The sequence below is a fragment of the Luteibacter sp. GL_149 genome (assembly GCF_057834065.1).
Window position 1 is genome coordinate 3,738,990 of sequence record NZ_CM174395.1, and the last position, 19,112, is coordinate 3,758,101.

A 19,112-nucleotide genomic window follows, 5' to 3' on the forward strand; every position below is an offset into this window, starting at 1 on the left:
ATGGATACGCCCATCCAGCCCATCCGCCTATTCGACCCAGCGCGCCTCCCTAAGCGCGACGACCGTGGCTTCGTGGAGCATCCGGACCTGCCCCAGTTCTACGACAAACCCTTCAACACCGAAGACGAAGGCTTCATCGATCCGAAGGCACTTGCCCGCGAAGGACTCGAGCACACGTTCGTCGAGTTCGAATATGACGCGACAGACGAGCAGTTGGAGGCATGGTTTGAAGACGGCGACGACGATCTGAACGGGTGGACGCCATCCATACCCGGCGGCGATGGTTGGCTGCTGGCTGGAATCTGGGATGCCGACGACGGCCCCATCGCGTTCTACGTGCGCGAAGCGGTGACCGCATGAAGCCGAACACCGACCGCCCTGCGGCCTGCGCGATCGACGGCCAGATCTACGTCTTCGTGGGCGGCTGCCATCAGGTGATGAGCATCCCGGCCGCTGAATCCCTCATCGCCAAGATCTCTGAAGCGATTTCCCAGACCAAAGCCCCAGCCAATGAGGAACCGAAGCCATGAACAACGAAATCACCGTCGGTTCGCGCGTCCGCATCGTCTCCGTCGATCCGTATGACACCTTGATCGGCATCAAGGTAGGCATGGACGGCTCGGTCACGCGGATCATTTCCGACGGCCCCGAAGACGACTGCCCCATCTACCGCGCCCAGTTCGATGCCATCCCGAACCCCGACCCGGACCTGATCAACGTATACGAGGACGGCGTCTCGATGTGGGCTCCGCAGGTCGTCGCGATCGAAGCGCAGCCTGTCGAGGCGTCGGACGTTGGTGCGATCGTTCGCGAACTCTGCGATATGGAGCCGTTCGACCCCGATCATGCGGATGCTGTATGCGTGAACGTCCACGACCTGATCCGCGTTCTTGAAGCCGCCCTCGCCCATCCCCGCCCCACGGATGCCGCCCCCACGGTCGAGCAGGCTGGGGAAGTGGTGACCCACGCCATGATTGTCGCAGCGAACCACGCCCACGCTGACTATGAAGTCGCGCATTTCAAGCGGAAGCGGTCCGTCATCGAGTTCCATGAACACACGAAAGCCGCGATGAAGGTTGCTCTGGAAGCTGCACTCGCCGCCCAGCCGCGCCCCGTGGGCGTGCCGGAGACGGTGACGATTGATGATGCGCGTGCGCGCGGCTATCAGGATCACGCCAGGGGATGGGTGGCCGGCTGGAACGACTGTCGCTTCGCCGTACTCGCCGCAGCGCCCGATGCGGAGATGCAGCCATGAATGGTGCGCTGATCTTCTCTGGCGTCTGGCTGCTGATCTTCGGTTGGGTCATCGGCTACATGTCCGGTCGTGACCAGAAGAAAAACGCCGAACGGCGCGGATGGACCGTCCTAGAAACGCTGGCCAACGGACACAATCGGACGGCGTGCCGGCTTATCGGCGCCTCCCTCGATATCACCATGGAAGGGGGCGAGGACGTCGGCCAGTATGTTGAGTGGGCATGCAAGGAGGCATACATTGAGGAACAGAAAGCCGACGTCGCGCAACGCATGAGGCAGCTCGATCGCGAGAAGGCCAAGGCGGTGCAGCCGTGACCGTCTACGTCGACAACATGCGCGCCCAATTCGGCAGGATGGTCATGTGCCACATGATCGCCGACACCGACGAGGAACTGCACGCGATGGCCGACAAGATCGGCGTCTCGCGACGCTGGTGGCAGGCCCCGCCGAAGCACCGAAGCCACTATGACATTGCGCTATCCAAGCGCGCCGCGGCCACTACCGCCGGTGCGCTGGAAATCACTTGGCGCCAGACCTCGTGCATGACCCTGCGCCGCGCTGCTACTGGCTCGCTCGGCAAGCCGGACGAAGCTGAGGACTGGGCCGTGCTATTTCGCCAGCAGCGCGACGAGCTGCGCAAGCGAACCCAGGCCGAACAGTGCCCACCCGATGGGCGTCCCGAACTTCTGGCGCCGGTAGCGAACGCGGTTTCGAGCGGTGCGGATGTCGTTGGGCAGGCTCGGGTCGCCTCCGAGGGAGACGGAACCATTCGGCATCACAAAAACGCCAGCAGTCGAGCAAACGCCCAGGACGACAGCGGCGATGGTGTTCAGCAGCAGACCGACCACCTCGAGGCAATGCACCATGCGTGAACTCCCCATCCTGATGAATGGCGCCATGGTGCGCGCGGTGCTCGAAGGCCGCAAGACAGTTACGCGTCGTCTGGTGAAGCATCAGCCCTTCGTCCATCACTGGCAGATGTTCCCCGAATACACCGGCCAGTGGCGCGAGGGCGCAGGGCTATGGCGGTTCGAGCATCGCATCCCGCACAACCCGCACCCCGATTTCGAGGAATGGCTCAGGCCGCCCTGCCAGATCGGCGACCGGCTGTACGTGCGCGAGACGGCCGCCCGTGAGCCGCACCCCTCAGAGATCGGTCTGACGCGCGAGGACATCCCGCATACCTGGGATGAGGTCTGCGCCAACACGGGGGCTATGACGTATCGCGCTGACATTTCTGACAGGGTCGCTGAAATATTCATGGACGGTCGTCAGTGGACGCCGTCGATCCACATGCCGAAGTCCTGGGCGCGGATCTGGCTGGAGGTGACCGCCGTGCGCGTCGAGCGGCTGCGGAACATCACCGAGGAGCAGGCACACGCCGAGGGCGTCAACAACCATATGGCGGCGGATGCCGTCGGGACCGAGGCGACTCGGGGCGAATGTTTGCCGGCAACAGTGCACGGCTTCGCCCACCTTTGGGACGGCCTGGCCAAGGCGGGCACGCGCTGGGCCGACAACCCGTGGGTGTGGGTCGTGCAGTTCCGTCAGATCGATAAGGAGGCGGCGAACCCGTGAACAACCACCATATCGTCGACGCGGCCGAGTTGCGGCGACTATCCGGCCGCCAGCAGGCCGCTGCGATCAAGCGATGGGCGAGCACTCAGGGAATCCGCGTCCGGGATGGGGCTGACGGCCCGTGGACGACAGTGGAAGCGGTCAACGCTGCGTTGGGAGTAGCAACGGCTGGAAACGACGACGCCTATCGCCCCGAGGATCTCCTGTGACGCGCGGCCGCCCCCGAAAGCGCGACCGATCAATGCCGGATCACATCGTCGCCCAGAAGCTGCCCATTGGGTGCTATTGGGACCGTCGAGATCGCGTCTGGTACACCATCCACCGCGACCCGAAACCGCGGCGACAGAAGGTTGCCGGCGCCGATGCAATGCTCTCCGACCTTCACCACGCGATGGAGGAAATACGTGGCGTCGATCGCATGTGCCTCGAATGGATGTTCGGCGAGTATCACAAGAGCTATGACTACACGTCCCTCGGAGAACGTACCCGCGATGACTACGCAAAACAGCGGGTGCTTGCGGGCAAGATCATCCTGAAGGATGGTCGCACCCTGTCGGCGCTCAACTACAAGCGACTCAATACGGCCTTCTTTCAGCGCCTAGTGGGGAAGATCGCCGCCGAGGGAACGCCCACGAAGGCCAATCACCTCATGCGATACCTGCGCCTGGTGTATTCCTGGGCCGTGCGTGAGGGGTATGCCAACACTAATCCCGTCAAGGGCGTTCGGCAGGCCAAGGAGCGCCAGCAGCGGCGGCTGCCAAAGCCGTCGGTCATGGCCGCTCTGGTCAAGCTCGCCTACAACAGTGGGCAGCTCACCGCGCGTAGCAAAGGAAGCTGCCCGCCCTACCTCTGGGCAGTAGCTGACATCGCCTATTTGTGTCGGCTGCGCGGGATCGAAGTCGTAACCCTGACCGAGGCGCATGGACTGGACGAGGGAATTCAAACCAACAGGCGCAAGGGAAGTCGCGACAACATCGTTGCCTGGACGCCGCGGATGCGCATGGCGTGGGATGCCCTCATCCGCTACCGGGACGGGATCTGGGCGGCAAAGGCAATGCCGATACCGCTCCGCGCGACGGACCGCCCCTTGGTCGTCGCGAACCACGGCGGCAAGATATCGAAGAGCGGGCTTGACTCCGCATGGCAGCGCATCAGGAAGATGGCTCTGAAAGAGAAGATCCTATCTGACGACGAATGGTTCGGCCTGCACGATCTGAAGCGGCGCGGTGTAACGGACACCGCCGGCAATCGCGCGGACAAGCAACACAGTAGCGGCCACAAGACCGAGTCCATGATGGACATATACGACCTCAGCCTACCCGTAGTGCAGGCCTCCACCACTACCCAAAACACCCCGTAAAAAGATCACGTAAGTAGCTGACTATATTGGGACGTAGACTGGTGTAATCCCGAAAAAATGCGCAACCTAAGCTACTGAAATCGTTACATGGTGAAACGGACTTTTAATCCGTAGGTCGCCGGTTCGAATCCGGCACGACCCACCATTACGCCCGGATACCTGTCGCTCGTTCACGCAGCGACCGAAAAGCGCACGGCGCTTACCTTCTTCCGTTCATACCGGGTCACGGCCTCTCACCACGAAGCCCGTCTGCTCGTCCGCCTGTCCGCCTGTCCGCCCCGATGACTTTCGCGACGACTGCGCAATCGAACCCATACCGATCACCCGCTCGCCGAACACCGGGCCCGCGCCCACTTGGATCGATTGAATCGGCGCAATTTTGAGCGCATGCTCGGCGAATTCGCGACACCCCGCGCCGCCTTTGCAAGGTACGCGCATCCCTTGCAAGTGACCCAGGTGAAGGAGATCCATCGCGCATGAATCGTCGTGAATTCTCGAAGGCGCTGGCATTCGCCAGCGGCATCGCCGCAACCGTCCCCCTTGTCGCAAAACCATTCGCTCCTTACACCGCGAGCGGTACCGCGGCAGAAGGAGGCAATCGCCTTCTCCGCGCACAGCAGGCTTTCCTCGATCTGCGCTTCGGTATGTTCATCCATCTCAACATGGCGACGTTCGAGGAGCGTGAATGGGGCGACCCCACGCTGTCGCCGCACCTGTTCAATCCTGCCCATCTCGATACCGACCAGTGGGCACGCGCCGCGCGCTCGGCGAACATGGGTTACGGCTGCCTCTCCACCAAACATCACGATGGCTTCTGCCTGTGGCCCACGAAGACAGGCAGCACCAACGTCATGGATTCGTCGTACCGGCACGACATCGTGCGTGCTTATGTCGACTCTTTCCGAGCGCAGGGCCTTAAGCCGTGCCTGTATTTCTCGATGCTCGACCTGCGCGCCGACATTCGCGCGCGCACCGTAACCCCCGCGAAAATTGCCCTGATCGAAGCGCAGCTCACCGAACTATTGACCCAATACGGCCCCATGACAGCGATGATCTTCGATGGCTGGAACGCATCGTGGTCGCGCATCGGTTACGACCAGCTGCCCTACCGTCGCATCTACGATCTGGTAAAACGCCTGCAACCCGACTGCCTGGTCACGGATCACAACGCGGGCAGCTATCCGGGGGCCGCGCTCTATTACACAGACATCAAGCAGTACGAGCAGCACGCCGGACAGAAAATTCCGGCAGACAGCGATGTCCCTTCGCAATCGGGCACAACACTGCAAAGCGACTGGTTCTGGAAAACGACTTATCCGAAACAGGAACTGCGCGCCGCCCGCCAGATCGTCGACGAATGGTTGGTCCCCTTCAATCGCAATCACTGCAATCTGATCCTCAATGTCGCACCAAACCGCGACGGACAATTCGATCCGAATGCCATCGAACGGCTCGCGGAAATCGGCAAGCTCTGGAAGAACGAAGGCCCCGCGCCGGCCATCCGCGCGTCGACGATCGTCACGACTCCCAATCTCGCCGCAGGCAAACCCGCCTACGCCAGCAGCAGCGCCGATGCCACCGGACCGGACCTGGCATTCGACGATCGCTTCAGTACGTTCTGGGTCGCCGACGAAGGGAAGACGACGGCGTGGCTCGAAGTGCGCCTTGGCAAGCCAACTGCGTTCAACACGCTGTCGATCGTGGAATCGAAAGGGCTCGAAGATTACGGTACCGCGAGTCGCATCGCATCCTATCGCGTGGAATACCAGCGCAATGGGCAATGGAAGGAACTCGTATCGGGCGAGCATCCCGCGTCTTTCCAGTTCCATACATTCGGCCGCGTGGAAGCGGAGAGCGTGCGTATACAGCTGACGTCGGCGGGAAAACCACCCGGGCTGGCGGAGCTGGGGCTCTACGACGAGCCCATCTAAAACGCACCGGAACCCGCCACCCTCACTGTCGTTCCTGCGCAGGAACGACGGCGAGGGGGAAAGTGGCGCAAGGGATTGTCAGCGGTGTGCTTTGCTCGTCACACCCATTGCCTCACCGCTCGGTGGAGCCAGCCGGCCCCCTCGGCGGGCCCGGTAGGAGGGCGAGGGTGGACTGGCGGATAAGGCCCCGAAGGGGGAAGGGGCAGGACGCCCCTTCCTCGGTGTGCGGGCAGGAAGCCCGCTCACCGAGCCCCGCCAGTCCACCCGCGTCGCGCAGCGACCGCTCGACGTGGGCCCGGCGAGGGGGCCGGCTGGTTCCATGCGACGACACCCCGAATTGCAACCCTCTTCCGCTGGTCAAACACGGCGCAAAGCGCAACCGCTCAAACGTAATGCGTAGGATCGACAACCCCAGCCTCATGGAATCCCTGCGCCCGCAGACGGCATGCATCGCAATGCCCACAGGCGCGCCCCTGCGCATCGGCGTTATAGCAACTGACGGTAGCGGCGAAATCGACGCCAAGGCGCTCGCCTTCGCGCACGATCTGCGCCTTGCCCATATTCATCAGTGGCGCATGCACGACGATACCGGCACCTTCGACACCCGCCTTGGTAGCGACGTTGGCCAGCGCCTGGAACGATTCGATAAACGCGGGACGGCAATCGGGATAGCCCGAATAATCCACCGCGTTGACGCCGCAGAAAATATCCGACGAGCCCAATACCTCAGCCCACCCAAGCGCGATCGACAGCATGATCGTATTCCGTGCCGGCACATAGGTAACGGGAATGCCTTCGCCACCCTCCTCCGGCACGTCGATATCGGCTGTCAACGCCGAGCCGCCGATGCTGCGCAGGTCGACATGCACTGTCTTGTGCGCCACAGCGCCAAGCATCTTCGCCACACGCGCCGACGCTTCGAGTTCCGAGCTGTGCCGCTGTCCGTACGCCACGCTCAGTGCATAAACCTCGAACCCCTGTTCGCGAGCCATCGCGATCGTGACGGCGGAGTCCATGCCTCCGGAAACGAGGATGACGGCTTTACGGGACGGGCTGGATGCGTTCATGGCGATGACTACCGGGTTTACGGGAAAGGAAAAGAACCAGGCCTTCAGGCCCGGACGGATCAATGTCCGGCGGCGTCGTTCCACAGCAGCTTATGCAGCTGCATCTGGAAGCGGACAGGGAGGCGCTCGGCGAGAATCCATTCGGCCAGTTCGCGCGGCTCGACCTTACCGTGCACGGGCGAGAACAAAACCATGCAGCGCGACACCAGCCGGTGTTCGGCGACCGCATCGCGCGACCACTCGAAGTCGGCGCGACTCGCGATCACGAACTTCACCTGGTCGTGCGGAAGAAGGTAGTCGAGGTTCGACCAGAGATTGCGCGCACTCTCGCCCGAGTCGGGCGGCTTCAGATCCATGACCTTGCGGACGCGCGGATCGACCGTCGCCACATCCAGCGCGCCGGACGTTTCCAGCGACACCTCGTAACCGGCATCGCAAAGCTTACGTAGCAGGATCAGGCAGCGCTTCTGTGCCAGCGGCTCACCGCCCGTCACGCATACATGGCGTGCGCCATGGCTGGCGACCTCGGCAAGGATGGCATCGATATCGTGCCACTGCCCGCCGTGGAACGAGTACTCGGTATCGCACCAGACGCAGCGCAACGGGCAGCCGGTAAGGCGCACGAATACCGTCGGCCAGCCGATGGCGTCGGCCTCACCCTGGATCGAGTGGAATATCTCGGTGATGCGCAACCGTTCCGCGACAGGCGCGGCCGGCGCTGCATCCGCCGGAATGACGGTGCTGCCGCTCATGACTTAGTTTGCCGGTGGACGCTGCATCCGACGCAGGCGTTCCTGGGCAAGGCTGGCAGCCTTCGAACCGGGGTATTTCGAGACGACCGACTTCAGCGTCGCCGTGGCGGCATCGTTCTGCTTGAGCTGCGCCTGGCAGTAGCCGACCTTGAGCAGGCCGTCGGAGACCTTTTCGCTCTGCGGATACAGCTTGACCAGACGCTGGAACGCCTCGAGTGCGACCGGATAATTCATGGTCGCGTAGTACGACTCGCCCAGCCAGTAATAGGCATTGGGCGCGAGGGGGCTGTCGGGATACTGCTGAAGGAAATCACGGAAGCCACGCGAAGCGGCAACGAAATCGCCGCCACGCAGCGATTTGAAGGCGGCGTCGTAAGCTGCCTGTTCGCCCGCCGAAGCGGTAGCGGCCGGAGCGTTCGCGGCGGGCGCGGCTGGTGCCGACTTGCCCTGGGGAGGTGTCGCCGCCGGCGTGGCAGGTGCCGGCGCTGCCGGTGCGGGCGCGCCTTGGGCGCCGCCCTTTTCAAGACCGCCGATACGCGAATCGAGATCCGAGTACTGGGCCTTGGTGGAATCCTGGAGTTGCTGGTTCTGGTGCTGGAGTTCCTCGATCTGACCCTGCAGCTGCTGAACCTGCTGCTGGAGATCGTTGACCTGGTTCACCAGTGTGGTCGTGCCCTGGTCGCGCTGCGACTGCTGCTCGAGGCGCGACACACGGTCGGCGAGGCTCAAGCGGGAGTCCTGTGCATGGACCGGCAGACCGAAGAACGTGGCGGTCGCTAGTGCGACCGCCACGCCAAGCCTGGCCGTGAAGCTGTTAGCCAGTTTTTTCATTACTTACTTCGCGGTGTACACGATCTCGACGCGACGATTCTTGCTCCAGCAATCATCGTTGTGCTCGCGGCAGGTCGGCTTTTCTTTGCCGTAGCTGACAACGTTCAGCTGACCAGCCGAACCGCCAGCAGCCTGGAGGGCGCTGGAGACGGCATTGCCACGACGCTCGCCGAGGCCGAGGTTGTATTCGCGCGTGCCGCGCTCGTCGGTGTTGCCTTCGAGGGAGATGGCCGACGACGGACGGTCCTGCAGGTACTTCGCGTGGCACGCGACGATCTGCTGGAATTCCGGCTTAACCTCGTTCTTGTCGAAATCGAAGTACACGACGCGCTGACGGAGGCAGGCATCGGTGTCGAGATCGGACGGCTGATACTTGCCGTTGGTGTTGTTGCCCGAGTTGTCGACCGTCTGCTGGACGGGCGGCTGGACGGGCTGCTTGACTTCCTGCTTCTTATGGCAGGCGACCGCGCCCACGCACAGCAGGGCGGCCAGGGTGACGCGAACGGTCTTATTCATGGGACGTTCCTTCAACAGTTGAGTTCCGACAGTCGATTACGGTTACGGGACAGGCACCGCCGGTTGTCCGGCTGTTTTTTTTACTTACATCGCGTCGACGGAGCACTGTCCCGTACCCCTGCCAACGCACCGGCAACCGCGTGGAACGCCGCTGCCAGTTAAATCTTTCGTCCGCAGAAAAGGCGCGGATGCCCGCGCCCTTTCCCTGGACTTTGCCAAAGTCGCGCGCCGCGGATGCGACGTCGCGCCAATCAGCGCTGTCTGTATGGACCCCAGGACGGTTCGCGAACGTCACCATCCGAGAGGACGAGACGCTGACGTACCAGACCGTCGGCCGAAACCGCGTAAAGGACGCCGCGCGTACCCTGCGATGCGGCATAAAGCAGCATGCTGGCGTTTGGCGCGAAGCTAGGCGAATCGTCCACGTTGCCGGGAGATACGAAGCGCACCTGATTCCCCAGGCTACGGTCCATGATTGCAATACGATACACGTTCCCGTTGCCCTGCACCATCGCAATCTGCTTCCCGTCGAAGCTGAGCGAGGGGCTGGCGTTGAAGCCGCCCTGGAAGGTGAGGCGCGTGGCGTTGCCGCCCGAGATCGATGTCTGGTAGAGCTGCGGCTTGCCCGAGCGATCCGAAGTGAAGATCAGGCTCTGGCCGTCCGGCGTAAAGGTCGGCTCGGTGTCGATCGCGAAGTTGTTCGTGACCCGGGTTTCGGTGTGGCTGGCCACGTCGATGATGAAGATTTCCGGGTTGCCCACATAGGACAGGCTGACGGCCAGTTTGCTGCCGTCCGGCGACCAGGCCGGCGCGCTGTTGATGCCCTTCGGGTGCGATGCGATCAGGCTACGCGAGCCGGTTCCGATGTTCTGCACGTAAACGGCCGAGTTGCCGCTTTCGAAAGAAACATAGGCGAGCTTGCTGCCGTCCGGCGACCAGGCCGGCGAAAGCAGGGACTCGCGCGACCGGGCCACGACCTGCGGATTGAAACCGTCCGAGTCGGCCACGATCAGCGAATAAGTGGTGTTGTTGCTCACGCCAACGGCGGTGACATAAGCGATACGGGTCCAGAACGCGCCACGGACGCCGGTGATCTTTTCGTAGATCTGGTCGGCGATCTGGTGAGCCACGCCGCGCAGGTCGCCGGACGGAGCCGTGAATGCCTGGGCAAGCAGGCTCTGCTGACGATTGACGTCCCACAGTTCGTATTCGACGCGAATCATCCCGCCGCCGGCATCCGCGATGCGGCCGATGGTCAGATAGTCCTGCTTGAGCAGGCGCCAGGTCGCGAACTTGATGTCCGCACCCTTCGACGGGGTTTCGACGATGTCGGCCTTGTCCAGCGAACGGAACTTGCCCGAACGGTTGAAGTCGGCGCGGATCACGTCGGCGACATCGGTCGGCAGCGGTGCCCCGCCTTGCTGTGCGAAGGGAACGACCGCGATCGGCGTGGCGGTCTTGAGGCCGTTCGCGATCTCGACGTTGAGCGACTGGGCAGCCACCGGACCGGCCACGAAGGCGGCCACGAGCGACACGAGTATGGCGAGGCGGGAAATCGTTCTGCGCATGGGCTGATTCATTGCGACCTGGATGTAAGGAAACGGCTACGGGATGTTAACCCGGCCCGGAGGCCGAGCATGACCGAGGTCTGAACCGCCGCGCGCCCATCGGGACGCGCTGGCGGCCCATCATTAAGGCCGGAAGGTGAAGGTGATGTCGCGCTGATAGACATCCTCGAACCCGGCATAAGGAAGCGGCTGGGCACGCAGCACGGCATTTTCGACGTACGTACGCTGCGATGCGTTGTACGGGCAGCTGGCATCGACCTTGACGCTGGTTACCTGCCCACCGGGGATCTGGATCACATGAACCTGGCAGGGGACGTTCGGCATATCGTCCGGCCGGGTGTAGTTGGCCGTCACCGCGTTCTGGATCGCCGCGATGTACAGACCCAGCTTGCCGCTGTCCTTTCCATTGGTACCCGTCTGTTTCTGGGCAGCCGCGGGCAGGTCGGGAAGACCGTCTTCCTTCGCATTCTGCAGGTCCTTCAGTTGCTGCTCGGCCTGCTTCTTCGTCGAATCGGCTTTCTTCGTCTGTGCTTTGGCGGCATCGAGCTGCTTGAAGATCTCGTCGATCTCCTTCTGCTTTTCCTGCTTTTTCTTTTCGTTCTGCGCGTCGATCTCGGCCTGCTGCTGCCGCTGCTTTTCTTCCTGGAGCTTCTTCGCGTCCTCGGCCTTCTGCAGGGCGTCGTCGACAACCTTTTCCTGATCCTTGACGTCGGGCTGCTTGGGCGGCGGCGGCAGCGTCGGTACCGGCGGCTTCACCGGCTGGGGAGGCGTCGGGGCCGGAATGACCGGCGGCGGCGGCGTGGTGTCCGGTGTCGGCTTGACCTTCGTCGCCTTCGGCGGCGGGCTACCCGTCGGCCCAACCAGCGTCGCCTCGATGATCTGACCGGGCAACTCGAGCGGCGCCGGACACTTCATCGGATTCCATTCCGCGGGCACGCCCAGACGCTCGGCGTACTCTTCGTACGTCGAGCAGGGGATGATCGCAAAGGCCAGGAAGGCCACGATGCCAAGATGCAGCAGCGCGGCGAGAACGACCGCGCGGGACGTTTCCTTACGGTTTGCCATTCTTCGCGCCCGACTCCGGCTGGCTCATCAGGCCGATCTTGGACACGCCGGCCTCCTGCAGGATGGGCAGGATCGCGTAGACCTTGCCGTAGCCGACACGGTTGTCGCCAGCCACCAGGACCTGAAGCTCGGGATTGGCATTGTGATAGGCCGTGATCCGCGTACGGAACTCGTCCGCGCTGACCGGCTGGCGCTTCTCGCCCTCGGCCGTCAGGTAGATCTGCCCCGTTTCGTCAACGGAAACGACGACGGGGTCTTTCTTGTCCTGCAAGGACTTGGCATTGGTCTGCGGCAGCTGGATGTCGACGCCGAGATTCATCATGGGCGTGGTGACCATGAAGATAATCAGCAGCACGAGCATCACGTCGATGTAGGGAACGACGTTGATCTCGGACTTCAGTTTTCGCTTTTGCCGGCGATGGGGGCGCATGGTAGTGATCGCTCCGGCCTCAGGCGACGTCGTCGGCGTGGATCTGCCGCTGCAGCACCGAAGAGAATTCCTCCTGGAATACTTCGTAGCGGGAAGCCAGGCGCTCGACCTTGTTGGCGTAGCGGTTGTATGCCCACACGGCCGGGATAGCGGCGAACAGGCCCATGGCCGTCGCGATCAGCGCTTCGGAAATATGCGGCGCGACCACGGCGATGGTGACGTCCTTCATTTCGCCCAGGCCCTGGAACGCGCCCATGATGCCCCAGACGGTACCGAACAGACCGACGTACGGGCTGATGGAGCCGACGTTGGCGAGGAATTCGAGGTTCTGTTCCAGCTTGCCGATTTCGCGGGTGCCGGCCACGCGCATGGCGCGCTCGGAACCTTCCATCACGCGGTTGACGTCGGTCACACGACGCTGGCGCTGGCGGGCGAACTCGCGGAAGCCGGCTTCGAAGACGTTCTCGATGCCATGCTGACCGTCGCGGTTACCCACTTCGCGGAACAGGGCAGCCAGGTCGGCGCCGGACCAGAAACGGTCCTCGAACGACTCGGCGTTCTCGTGCGCCTGCTTCAACTGCGAGTACTTGCGGATGATGATCACCCAGGACAGGAACGAGAAGACCAGTAGCAGAAGCATGACCAGCTGCACCGGCAGGCTCGCTTCCGCGACCAGCTTGAAAATGTTCAGTCCACCGTTCATCGCTTCTGGGCTCTCCGCCGGGTATGTCTTTAAGGGGTAGGGAAATGTTGGGGAAACAGGTCGCCCGGAATCTGCGCCGGCCGCATCGTTACGAGGTCGACACAGGCAACGCGCACCGTGGCGCGGACCAGCACCGTGCCGTCGCCGCGCGCGATCTCCTGGGCGAACAGCATACTGGCTGAGCGCCTCTCTTTGACTGCCACGGAAACCGCGAGTTCATCATCCAGACGGGCCGGGCGCAGGAAATCGAGCTGCATATCGCGAACGACGAAGGCCAGACCGGTGCGCTCGCGCAGCCCGACCTGGTCGATACCCTGTGCGCGCAGCCATTCCGTACGGGCCCGCTCCATGAAACGGAGGTAGTTCGAGTGGTAGACGACGCCACCGGCGTCGGTGTCTTCCCAGTAGATTCGCACGGGCCACGTGAAGGTCGTCATGCATCGCCCGCGAACAGGTCCGGCGCCATCGACTGGCGCGGCGGCGGGCTCAGGCCCAGATGGCGCCACGCTTTCGCCGTCGCCATGCGGCCGCGGGCCGTGCGGATCAGATAGCCCTGCTGGATCAGATAGGGCTCCACGACGTCTTCCAGCGTGCCGCGGTCCTCGCTGAGCGCCGCGGCCAGCGATTCCACGCCAACCGGACCGCCCTCGAAGTTTTCGATGATGACGTTGAGCAGGCGGCGATCCAGGTCGTCGAATCCCTGCATGTCGACCTTGAGCATGTCCATCGCCGCACGGGCCAGGTCATGGCTGATGCGTCCGTCGCCACGTACCTCGGCGAAGTCGCGGACTCGCCGGAGCAACCGGTTGGCGATACGCGGCGTACCGCGCGCGCGGCGGGCGATTTCGACGGCGCCCTCCAGCTCGCAGGCGATACCGAATATCTTCGCCGCGCGACGGACGATCGCGGTCAGTTCGTCGACGCTGTAGAACTCCAGCCGCTGGATGATGCCGAAACGGTCGCGCAGCGGCCCCGTGAGCAGACCCGCGCGCGTGGTCGCGCCGATCAGGGTAAAGGGAGGCAGGTCGAGCTTGATCGAACGGGCCGCGGGACCTTCGCCGATCATGATGTCGATCTGGAAGTCCTCCATCGCCGGATAGAGCACTTCCTCGACCACGGGCGACAGGCGGTGGATTTCGTCCACGAACAGCACGTCGTTCGCTTCGAGGTTGGTCAGCAGCGCGGCGAGATCGCCGGCGCGCTCCAGCACGGGACCCGACGTGGACCGCAGATTCACACCCAGCTCGTTGGCGATGACATGCGACAACGTCGTCTTGCCGAGGCCGGGCGGCCCGAAGATCAGCACGTGATCCAGCGCCCCGCCCCGCTTGCGCGCGGCCTCGATATAGATCGACATCTGCTCGCGCACCGTCTCCTGGCCAAGATACTCGGCGAGACGTTTGGGGCGGATGCTGGCCTCCAGCGCCTCGTCGTCCATGGCGGCCGCGGTGGAGATGATGCGGTGTTCGGTCATTGACGCATTATGGCAGGACGAGGGGTCCAATAGCCCCTATATCCCTGCCTGCCGGACGCCCGGCAGGTCAGATTTCGACCTGCGCACCCAATTCGATCAGGCGATTGCCCGGAATCTGGAAGAACGCCGTTGCCGGCAGCGCGTTTCTCGCCATGAACGCGAACAGCTTGTCGCGCCACAGGGCCATGCCGGGACGCCTGGCGTCGGCGACGATGGTTTCGCGCGACAGGAAGAACGTCGTGTCCATCATGTCGAAATCGAGGCCGAGATTCGTCGCGCGGCTCAGCGACAACGGAATGTTCGGATCTTCCGCGAAGCCGAAGCGCAGTTGCAGCCCGAAGAAACCTCCGCCGAAATCGATGACTTCCATACGCTCATCGGCTTCGGCCAGAGGGGTTTCCAGCATCTCGACCGTCAGCAGCACATTGCGCTCGTGCAGAACTTTGTTGTGCTTGAGGTTGTGCAGCATCGCGTGCGGTACGGAATTCTGATTCGCGGTCAGGAACACCGCCGTGCCGGGCACGCGCAGCGGCGGATGGTCGGAGATGTTGGCGATGAAGGGCTCCAGCGCCAGACCGGATTGCTTGATTTCACGCACCACCAGTTCCCTGCCGCGTCGCCACGTCGTCATCATCGCGAAAATAACGACGCCGAGTACCAGCGGGAACCAGCCACCGTGGGCGATCTTCAGTGCGTTCGCCCCGAAGAATGCCAGATCGATGATAAGGAACAGGACGCCGACCGAAATGACCGCCGACCAGTGCCAGTGCCAGCGCTTGCGCGCCACGACCAGCGCCAGCAGCGTGGTCATCGTCATCGTGCCGGTCACCGCGATACCGTAAGCGGCACCCAGGTTGTTCGACGAGCGGAAGCCCAGCACCGCCAGCATGACCAGGACCAGCAGCAGACGATTGATCCACGGCACGAAGATCTGGCCGGACATTTCGCGGGACGTATGCACCACCGCCATGCGCGGCGAATAGCCGAGCTGCATGGCTTCGCGCGTCATCGAGAACGCACCGGAAATCACCGCCTGCGACGCGATGACGGCGGCCATCGTCGACAACGCGATCATGGGATAGAGGAAGTCGTCGGGCACCATCTTGTAGAACGGATTTTCGATGGCGGACTGGTCGTGCAGCAGCAGCGCGCCCTGCCCGAAATAGTTGATCAGCAAAGCGGGCAGCACGAAACCGAACCAGGCAACACGGATCGGCTTTTTACCGAAGTGCCCCATATCGGCATACAGCGCCTCGGCGCCGGTCAACGCCAACACCACGCCGCCAAGCGCGATGAATGCCTGTTTCTTGTGTTCGAGGAAGAAGTCGACCGCATAGATCGGGTTGACCGCCGCCAGTACCTGGGGATGCTGGACCAACTGATTCAGGCCCAGCATGGCAAGCACGAGGAACCACAAAGTCATCACCGGCGCGAAGGCCTTGCCCACCGTCGCGGTACCGTGCCGCTGGACCGCGAAGACGAAAAACAGGATGACCAGACTGATCGGGACCACATAGTCCTCGAGCTGTGGCGTCGCGACTTCCAGACCTTCGACCGCCGACAATACCGAAATCGCGGGCGTGATCACGCCGTCGCCATAGAACAGCGATGCGCCGAAAATGCCGATGGCAGCCAGCACCCAGCGCGCTCGCGGAGACCCGCTGACACTGCGCTGCGCAAGCGCCATGAGCGCCATGATGCCGCCCTCGCCCTTATTGTCCGCGCGCATCACGAAGGTCACGTATTTCAGTGACACCACCATGATCAGCGCCCAGAAAATAAGCGACAGAATGCCCAGCACGGCGGCCGGCTGCGGCGACATCCCGTGCGTGCCCAACGTTTCTTTCATCGTGTACAGCGGGCTCGTGCCGATGTCGCCGAATACGACGCCGATCGCGCCAAGCGCGAGAGCGCCGAGGCGCTTGCCATGTGCGTGTTGTACGTCCGTCTGCATCTCCGGATTCACTATCAGCCTCCCAGAGCGGCGCGTAGCGCCTTGCGAATGATGGCCTCGGCGGTATCGCCTTCGGCCGCAGCCTTACCGACCAGCCTGGCGGCTTCCGGTGGCTTGTAACCCAGTTGCTGGAGCGCGATCGTCGCCTCGCCGACCGGGTCGGTCGGCAGTTCGCCCATCGATCCGTTGACGCCCGGCAGGCGAACGCCCACGGCGTCCACACGATCGCGAAGCTCGACCACCATGCGTTCGGCGGTTTTCTTGCCAATGCCCGGAATCTTGGTCAGCGCGGCGATATCGCCCGAATGCACCAGCCGCGCGAGGTCGTCGGTAGCCACGCCGGAAAGAACCGCCAGCGCGATCTTCGCGCCGATACCGCTGACCTTCAGCAGATTGCGGAACATGGCCCGTTCGGTTTCGCGCAAAAACCCGTACAGCGCCACGCCGTCTTCCTTGACCGCGTAATGGGTAAGCAAGGTCACTTCGCGACCGGTGGCCGGCAGGTCGTAGATCGTCGACATGGGCGCGTCGACGTCATAACCCACGCCGCCCACCTCGATGAGCAGGGACGGCGGTTGCTTGCTGATAAGGGTGCCACGTAGTCGACCGATCATCGGCGACGCCTCCATGCGGTGCGCGGAATCCCCACGCGTTGAATGCTCGAACGCGTATGCGCGTGCGCGATGGCGATGGCCAGCGCATCGGCCGCGTCCGCCTGCAACGGGCCTTTCAGGCCGAGAATGATGCCGATCATGTGCTGGACCTGGGTCTTGTCGGCGCGCCCCGTACCCACCACAGCCTGTTTGACCTCGGTCGCGGCATATTCGTGCACGGGGATTCCCTGGCTGACGACGGCACAGATGGCGGCGCCGCGCGCCTGCCCCAGCTTTAGTGCCGAGTCGGCGTTACGTGCCATGAATACACGCTCGATCGCAGCTTCCGCCGGACCGTGCGTGCCGATGATGGCGCACAACTCGTCAAATATGCGTTTGAGGCGCAGAGGAAACGTTTCTTCGCCCGCCACGACCAGCGCGCCGTGGAAAACATGCTTCAGGGAACCATCGTCGGCCACGTCGATTACACCGACGCCCGTGCGCTGACTGCCCGGATCGATGCCGAGAATGCGGACCATGCTTGAAGGGTGCCGATACGAGTGAGGCCGAGACCTTACTCCTGATCGGCGTCCTCGGGGGGAAGCAAGGCGTTGTGATAGACCTCGTCGACGTCGTCCAGGGCGTCCAGACGCTCGAGCAGCTTCTCGAAATGCTCAAGCGCTTCGCCGGTTGGCGTGACCAGCGGACCGTTCGGACGCATGACGACATCGGAGCTGTCGACCTTGAAACCGGCGGCGGCGAGCGCTTTGCGCATCGCCTCGACCGCGATGGGGTCGGCGGCCAGCAGGACGGTACCGACGCCGTTGGCGATCACGACATCTTCCGCGTCGTTCTCGATTGCGGCTTCCTCGAGCTTCGACTCGACACCCGCGTCGCCACCGGTGTGGACGACGACCTGCCCGACGCGGGTGAACTGGAACGCCACCGAATTGGTGGTGCCCATGTTGCCGCCGAGCTTGTTCAGCGCGGCGCGAACGTCCGCGACGGTGCGGGTCTGGTTGTCGGTCACGCAGTCGATGATCAGCGCGGTACCCGCCGGGCCGTAGCCCTCGTAGCGGATTTCATGCATGTCGGCGCCGCCGTCGGCACCCGAGCCACGCTTGATGGCGCGATCGATGGTGTCGCGAGTCATGTTGGCCGACAAAGCCTTGTCCACGGCCGCGCGCAGGCGCGGGTTCTCCGCGGGAATGGGTACGCCGCCGCGGGTCGCGATGGTGATTTCGCGGATCAGCTTGGTGAATACCTTGGCGCGCTTGGCGTCTTCGGCATTCTTGCGACCTTCGATGGACGGGCCTCTACCCATAACATTTCCTGCCACTTACAGACGGACAAGCGGCGGATTTTACCCGAATGGCGAGCGCGTGCGAGGGAAACCCTCAGGCGACCTCGAAACGCCCGTCGCGCAGGAACGAAACCACCTGGCGCGCCACATCCGCGGACACCAGCAGGCCCGTGTGACTGGTTTCCAGCGTGCAATGGGCGGCGATACCGGGCAGCCGGGTTTCCGCCACGGCCACCGAGCCGTCGTGCTCGGTGTTCAGGTCGCCAAGGAAAGCGCCAAGCCCCATGGGCATGCGCCCGGCGACCATGCCGACCTCGCGTCCGCCGTCCCAGCGCTCCAGTCCGTGCTCGAGCAGTTCGCGACTGCGGCCGAGCAGCATGTCGCCACCCCAATGCCCCGTCAGGCCACGCGCGGCGGCGCTGCCGGCAAGCGGCGAACCCAGACAGACGATGCGGCCGGGCGGCAGGTCGTCCTGCTCGCGACAGGCCAGCAGGGCCAGGATACCGCCCAGGCTATGACCCACGATATGGACCGGCGCGGGAGCCAGCGCCTTCATACGCTTGCGCAGTCGCTCGATCGCTTTTTCGGGGGGCGAGGCCACACTCATGTATTCGAAGCGATGGACCTCGAAATTCGCTTCGCGCAGGCGACGTTGCAGCATCGCCAGCGCGAATCCCCGCATCCACAGGCCGTGCAGCAGAATGACCTGGGGGGCGTCGGCGCTCATCGCATG

25 protein-coding genes are annotated in these 19,112 nt (G+C 63.4%); 9 read left to right on the forward strand and 16 right to left on the reverse strand.

The features are described 5' to 3' along the window. The 8 genes from AC3IR3_RS16590 to AC3IR3_RS16625 are packed head-to-tail and all read left to right on the forward strand — an operon-like array spanning window position 1 to window position 4,192. A complete protein-coding gene (locus AC3IR3_RS16590; protein WP_489193740.1) occupies window positions 1–360 on the forward strand; it encodes a hypothetical protein in 360 nt (119 codons plus the stop codon). Further along, entirely contained in the window at window positions 357–530 is a 174-nt protein-coding gene (locus AC3IR3_RS16595) for a hypothetical protein (protein WP_489193741.1), read from the forward strand. The genes AC3IR3_RS16590 and AC3IR3_RS16595 overlap by 4 nt, the downstream gene beginning before the upstream one ends. Then, complete coding sequence (locus AC3IR3_RS16600) at window positions 527–1,255, forward strand: hypothetical protein (RefSeq protein ID WP_489193743.1); 729 nt, start codon at window positions 527–529, stop codon at window positions 1,253–1,255. Before AC3IR3_RS16595 ends, AC3IR3_RS16600 begins: the two co-directional genes overlap by 4 nt. Further along, window positions 1,252–1,569, forward strand: a complete 318-nt coding sequence (locus AC3IR3_RS16605; RefSeq protein WP_489193745.1) for a hypothetical protein — start codon at window positions 1,252–1,254, stop codon at window positions 1,567–1,569. Before AC3IR3_RS16600 ends, AC3IR3_RS16605 begins: the two co-directional genes overlap by 4 nt. Continuing rightward, on the forward strand, window positions 1,566–2,126 hold the full coding sequence (locus AC3IR3_RS16610) for a DUF4031 domain-containing protein (RefSeq protein WP_489193746.1): 561 nt from the start codon (window positions 1,566–1,568) through the stop codon (window positions 2,124–2,126). Before AC3IR3_RS16605 ends, AC3IR3_RS16610 begins: the two co-directional genes overlap by 4 nt. Further along, window positions 2,119–2,832, forward strand: a complete 714-nt coding sequence (locus AC3IR3_RS16615) for a hypothetical protein (RefSeq protein WP_489193748.1) — start codon at window positions 2,119–2,121, stop codon at window positions 2,830–2,832. The genes AC3IR3_RS16610 and AC3IR3_RS16615 overlap by 8 nt, the downstream gene beginning before the upstream one ends. Continuing rightward, complete coding sequence (locus tag AC3IR3_RS16620) at window positions 2,829–3,041, forward strand: hypothetical protein (RefSeq protein WP_489193750.1); 213 nt, start codon at window positions 2,829–2,831, stop codon at window positions 3,039–3,041. Before AC3IR3_RS16615 ends, AC3IR3_RS16620 begins: the two co-directional genes overlap by 4 nt. 32 nt (window positions 3,042–3,073) lie before the next feature. Beyond that, complete coding sequence (locus AC3IR3_RS16625; RefSeq protein WP_489193751.1) at window positions 3,074–4,192, forward strand: site-specific integrase; 1,119 nt, start codon at window positions 3,074–3,076, stop codon at window positions 4,190–4,192. 213 nt (window positions 4,193–4,405) lie between these two features. Here AC3IR3_RS16625 and AC3IR3_RS16630 read toward each other — a convergent pair whose 3' ends face one another. Beyond that, on the reverse strand, window positions 4,406–4,663 hold the full coding sequence (locus tag AC3IR3_RS16630) for a hypothetical protein (protein WP_489193753.1): 258 nt from the start codon (window positions 4,661–4,663) through the stop codon (window positions 4,406–4,408). A 5-nt stretch (window positions 4,664–4,668) separates the two neighbouring features. On the opposite strand from AC3IR3_RS16630, the gene AC3IR3_RS16635 reads away from it, so the two are divergent. Then, window positions 4,669–6,123 carry an alpha-L-fucosidase gene (locus AC3IR3_RS16635; RefSeq protein WP_489193755.1) on the forward strand — a complete coding sequence of 485 codons (1,455 nt, stop codon included), beginning with the start codon at window positions 4,669–4,671 and terminating at the stop codon, window positions 6,121–6,123. 383 nt (window positions 6,124–6,506) lie between these two features. On the opposite strand, the gene queC is transcribed toward AC3IR3_RS16635, so the two are convergent. The 15 genes from queC to AC3IR3_RS16710 form a co-directional block, all read right to left on the reverse strand. Then, window positions 6,507–7,190: a 7-cyano-7-deazaguanine synthase QueC gene (queC, locus tag AC3IR3_RS16640; RefSeq protein ID WP_489193757.1), complete on the reverse strand. Its 684-nt coding sequence runs from the start codon at window positions 7,188–7,190 to the stop codon at window positions 6,507–6,509. A gap of 59 nt (window positions 7,191–7,249) precedes the next feature. Then, window positions 7,250–7,942 (reverse strand): 7-carboxy-7-deazaguanine synthase QueE, encoded by a 693-nt coding sequence (gene queE / locus AC3IR3_RS16645; RefSeq protein ID WP_489193759.1) that lies wholly within the window; start codon window positions 7,940–7,942, stop codon window positions 7,250–7,252. Between the two features lie 3 nt (window positions 7,943–7,945). Next, entirely contained in the window at window positions 7,946–8,773 is an 828-nt protein-coding gene (ybgF, locus tag AC3IR3_RS16650) for a tol-pal system protein YbgF (protein WP_489193761.1), read from the reverse strand. A gap of 3 nt (window positions 8,774–8,776) precedes the next feature. Next, complete coding sequence (gene pal, locus AC3IR3_RS16655) at window positions 8,777–9,289, reverse strand: peptidoglycan-associated lipoprotein Pal (protein WP_132144124.1); 513 nt, start codon at window positions 9,287–9,289, stop codon at window positions 8,777–8,779. A 251-nt stretch (window positions 9,290–9,540) separates the two neighbouring features. Beyond that, window positions 9,541–10,857, reverse strand: coding sequence for a Tol-Pal system beta propeller repeat protein TolB (gene tolB / locus AC3IR3_RS16660; RefSeq protein ID WP_489193763.1), 1,317 nt, complete (start codon window positions 10,855–10,857; stop codon window positions 9,541–9,543). A gap of 123 nt (window positions 10,858–10,980) precedes the next feature. Further along, the gene (locus tag AC3IR3_RS16665) at window positions 10,981–11,922 is read right to left on the reverse strand and encodes a cell envelope integrity TolA family protein (protein ID WP_489193764.1); all 942 of its coding nucleotides are present in this window, start codon (window positions 11,920–11,922) and stop codon (window positions 10,981–10,983) included. Beyond that, complete coding sequence (gene tolR, locus AC3IR3_RS16670) at window positions 11,909–12,352, reverse strand: protein TolR (RefSeq protein WP_489193766.1); 444 nt, start codon at window positions 12,350–12,352, stop codon at window positions 11,909–11,911. The genes AC3IR3_RS16665 and tolR overlap by 14 nt, the downstream gene beginning before the upstream one ends. 19 nt (window positions 12,353–12,371) lie before the next feature. Beyond that, on the reverse strand, window positions 12,372–13,055 hold the full coding sequence (gene tolQ / locus AC3IR3_RS16675) for a protein TolQ (RefSeq protein WP_132144117.1): 684 nt from the start codon (window positions 13,053–13,055) through the stop codon (window positions 12,372–12,374). 29 nt (window positions 13,056–13,084) lie between these two features. Beyond that, complete coding sequence (ybgC, locus tag AC3IR3_RS16680) at window positions 13,085–13,492, reverse strand: tol-pal system-associated acyl-CoA thioesterase (RefSeq protein ID WP_132144115.1); 408 nt, start codon at window positions 13,490–13,492, stop codon at window positions 13,085–13,087. Then, on the reverse strand, window positions 13,489–14,529 hold the full coding sequence (ruvB, locus tag AC3IR3_RS16685) for a Holliday junction branch migration DNA helicase RuvB (RefSeq protein WP_489193768.1): 1,041 nt from the start codon (window positions 14,527–14,529) through the stop codon (window positions 13,489–13,491). Before ruvB ends, ybgC begins: the two co-directional genes overlap by 4 nt. A gap of 67 nt (window positions 14,530–14,596) precedes the next feature. Beyond that, complete coding sequence (locus AC3IR3_RS16690) at window positions 14,597–16,483, reverse strand: potassium transporter Kup (protein WP_132144111.1); 1,887 nt, start codon at window positions 16,481–16,483, stop codon at window positions 14,597–14,599. 14 nt (window positions 16,484–16,497) lie between these two features. Beyond that, window positions 16,498–17,097 (reverse strand): Holliday junction branch migration protein RuvA, encoded by a 600-nt coding sequence (gene ruvA / locus AC3IR3_RS16695; RefSeq protein ID WP_489193770.1) that lies wholly within the window; start codon window positions 17,095–17,097, stop codon window positions 16,498–16,500. Continuing rightward, entirely contained in the window at window positions 17,094–17,615 is a 522-nt protein-coding gene (gene ruvC, locus AC3IR3_RS16700) for a crossover junction endodeoxyribonuclease RuvC (RefSeq protein ID WP_489193772.1), read from the reverse strand. The genes ruvA and ruvC overlap by 4 nt, the downstream gene beginning before the upstream one ends. A gap of 35 nt (window positions 17,616–17,650) precedes the next feature. Continuing rightward, the gene (locus AC3IR3_RS16705; RefSeq protein ID WP_132144105.1) at window positions 17,651–18,400 is read right to left on the reverse strand and encodes a YebC/PmpR family DNA-binding transcriptional regulator; all 750 of its coding nucleotides are present in this window, start codon (window positions 18,398–18,400) and stop codon (window positions 17,651–17,653) included. A 73-nt stretch (window positions 18,401–18,473) separates the two neighbouring features. Further along, window positions 18,474–19,106 carry an esterase/lipase family protein gene (locus tag AC3IR3_RS16710; RefSeq protein WP_489193775.1) on the reverse strand — a complete coding sequence of 211 codons (633 nt, stop codon included), beginning with the start codon at window positions 19,104–19,106 and terminating at the stop codon, window positions 18,474–18,476. Window positions 19,107–19,112: the final 6 nt, after the last annotated feature.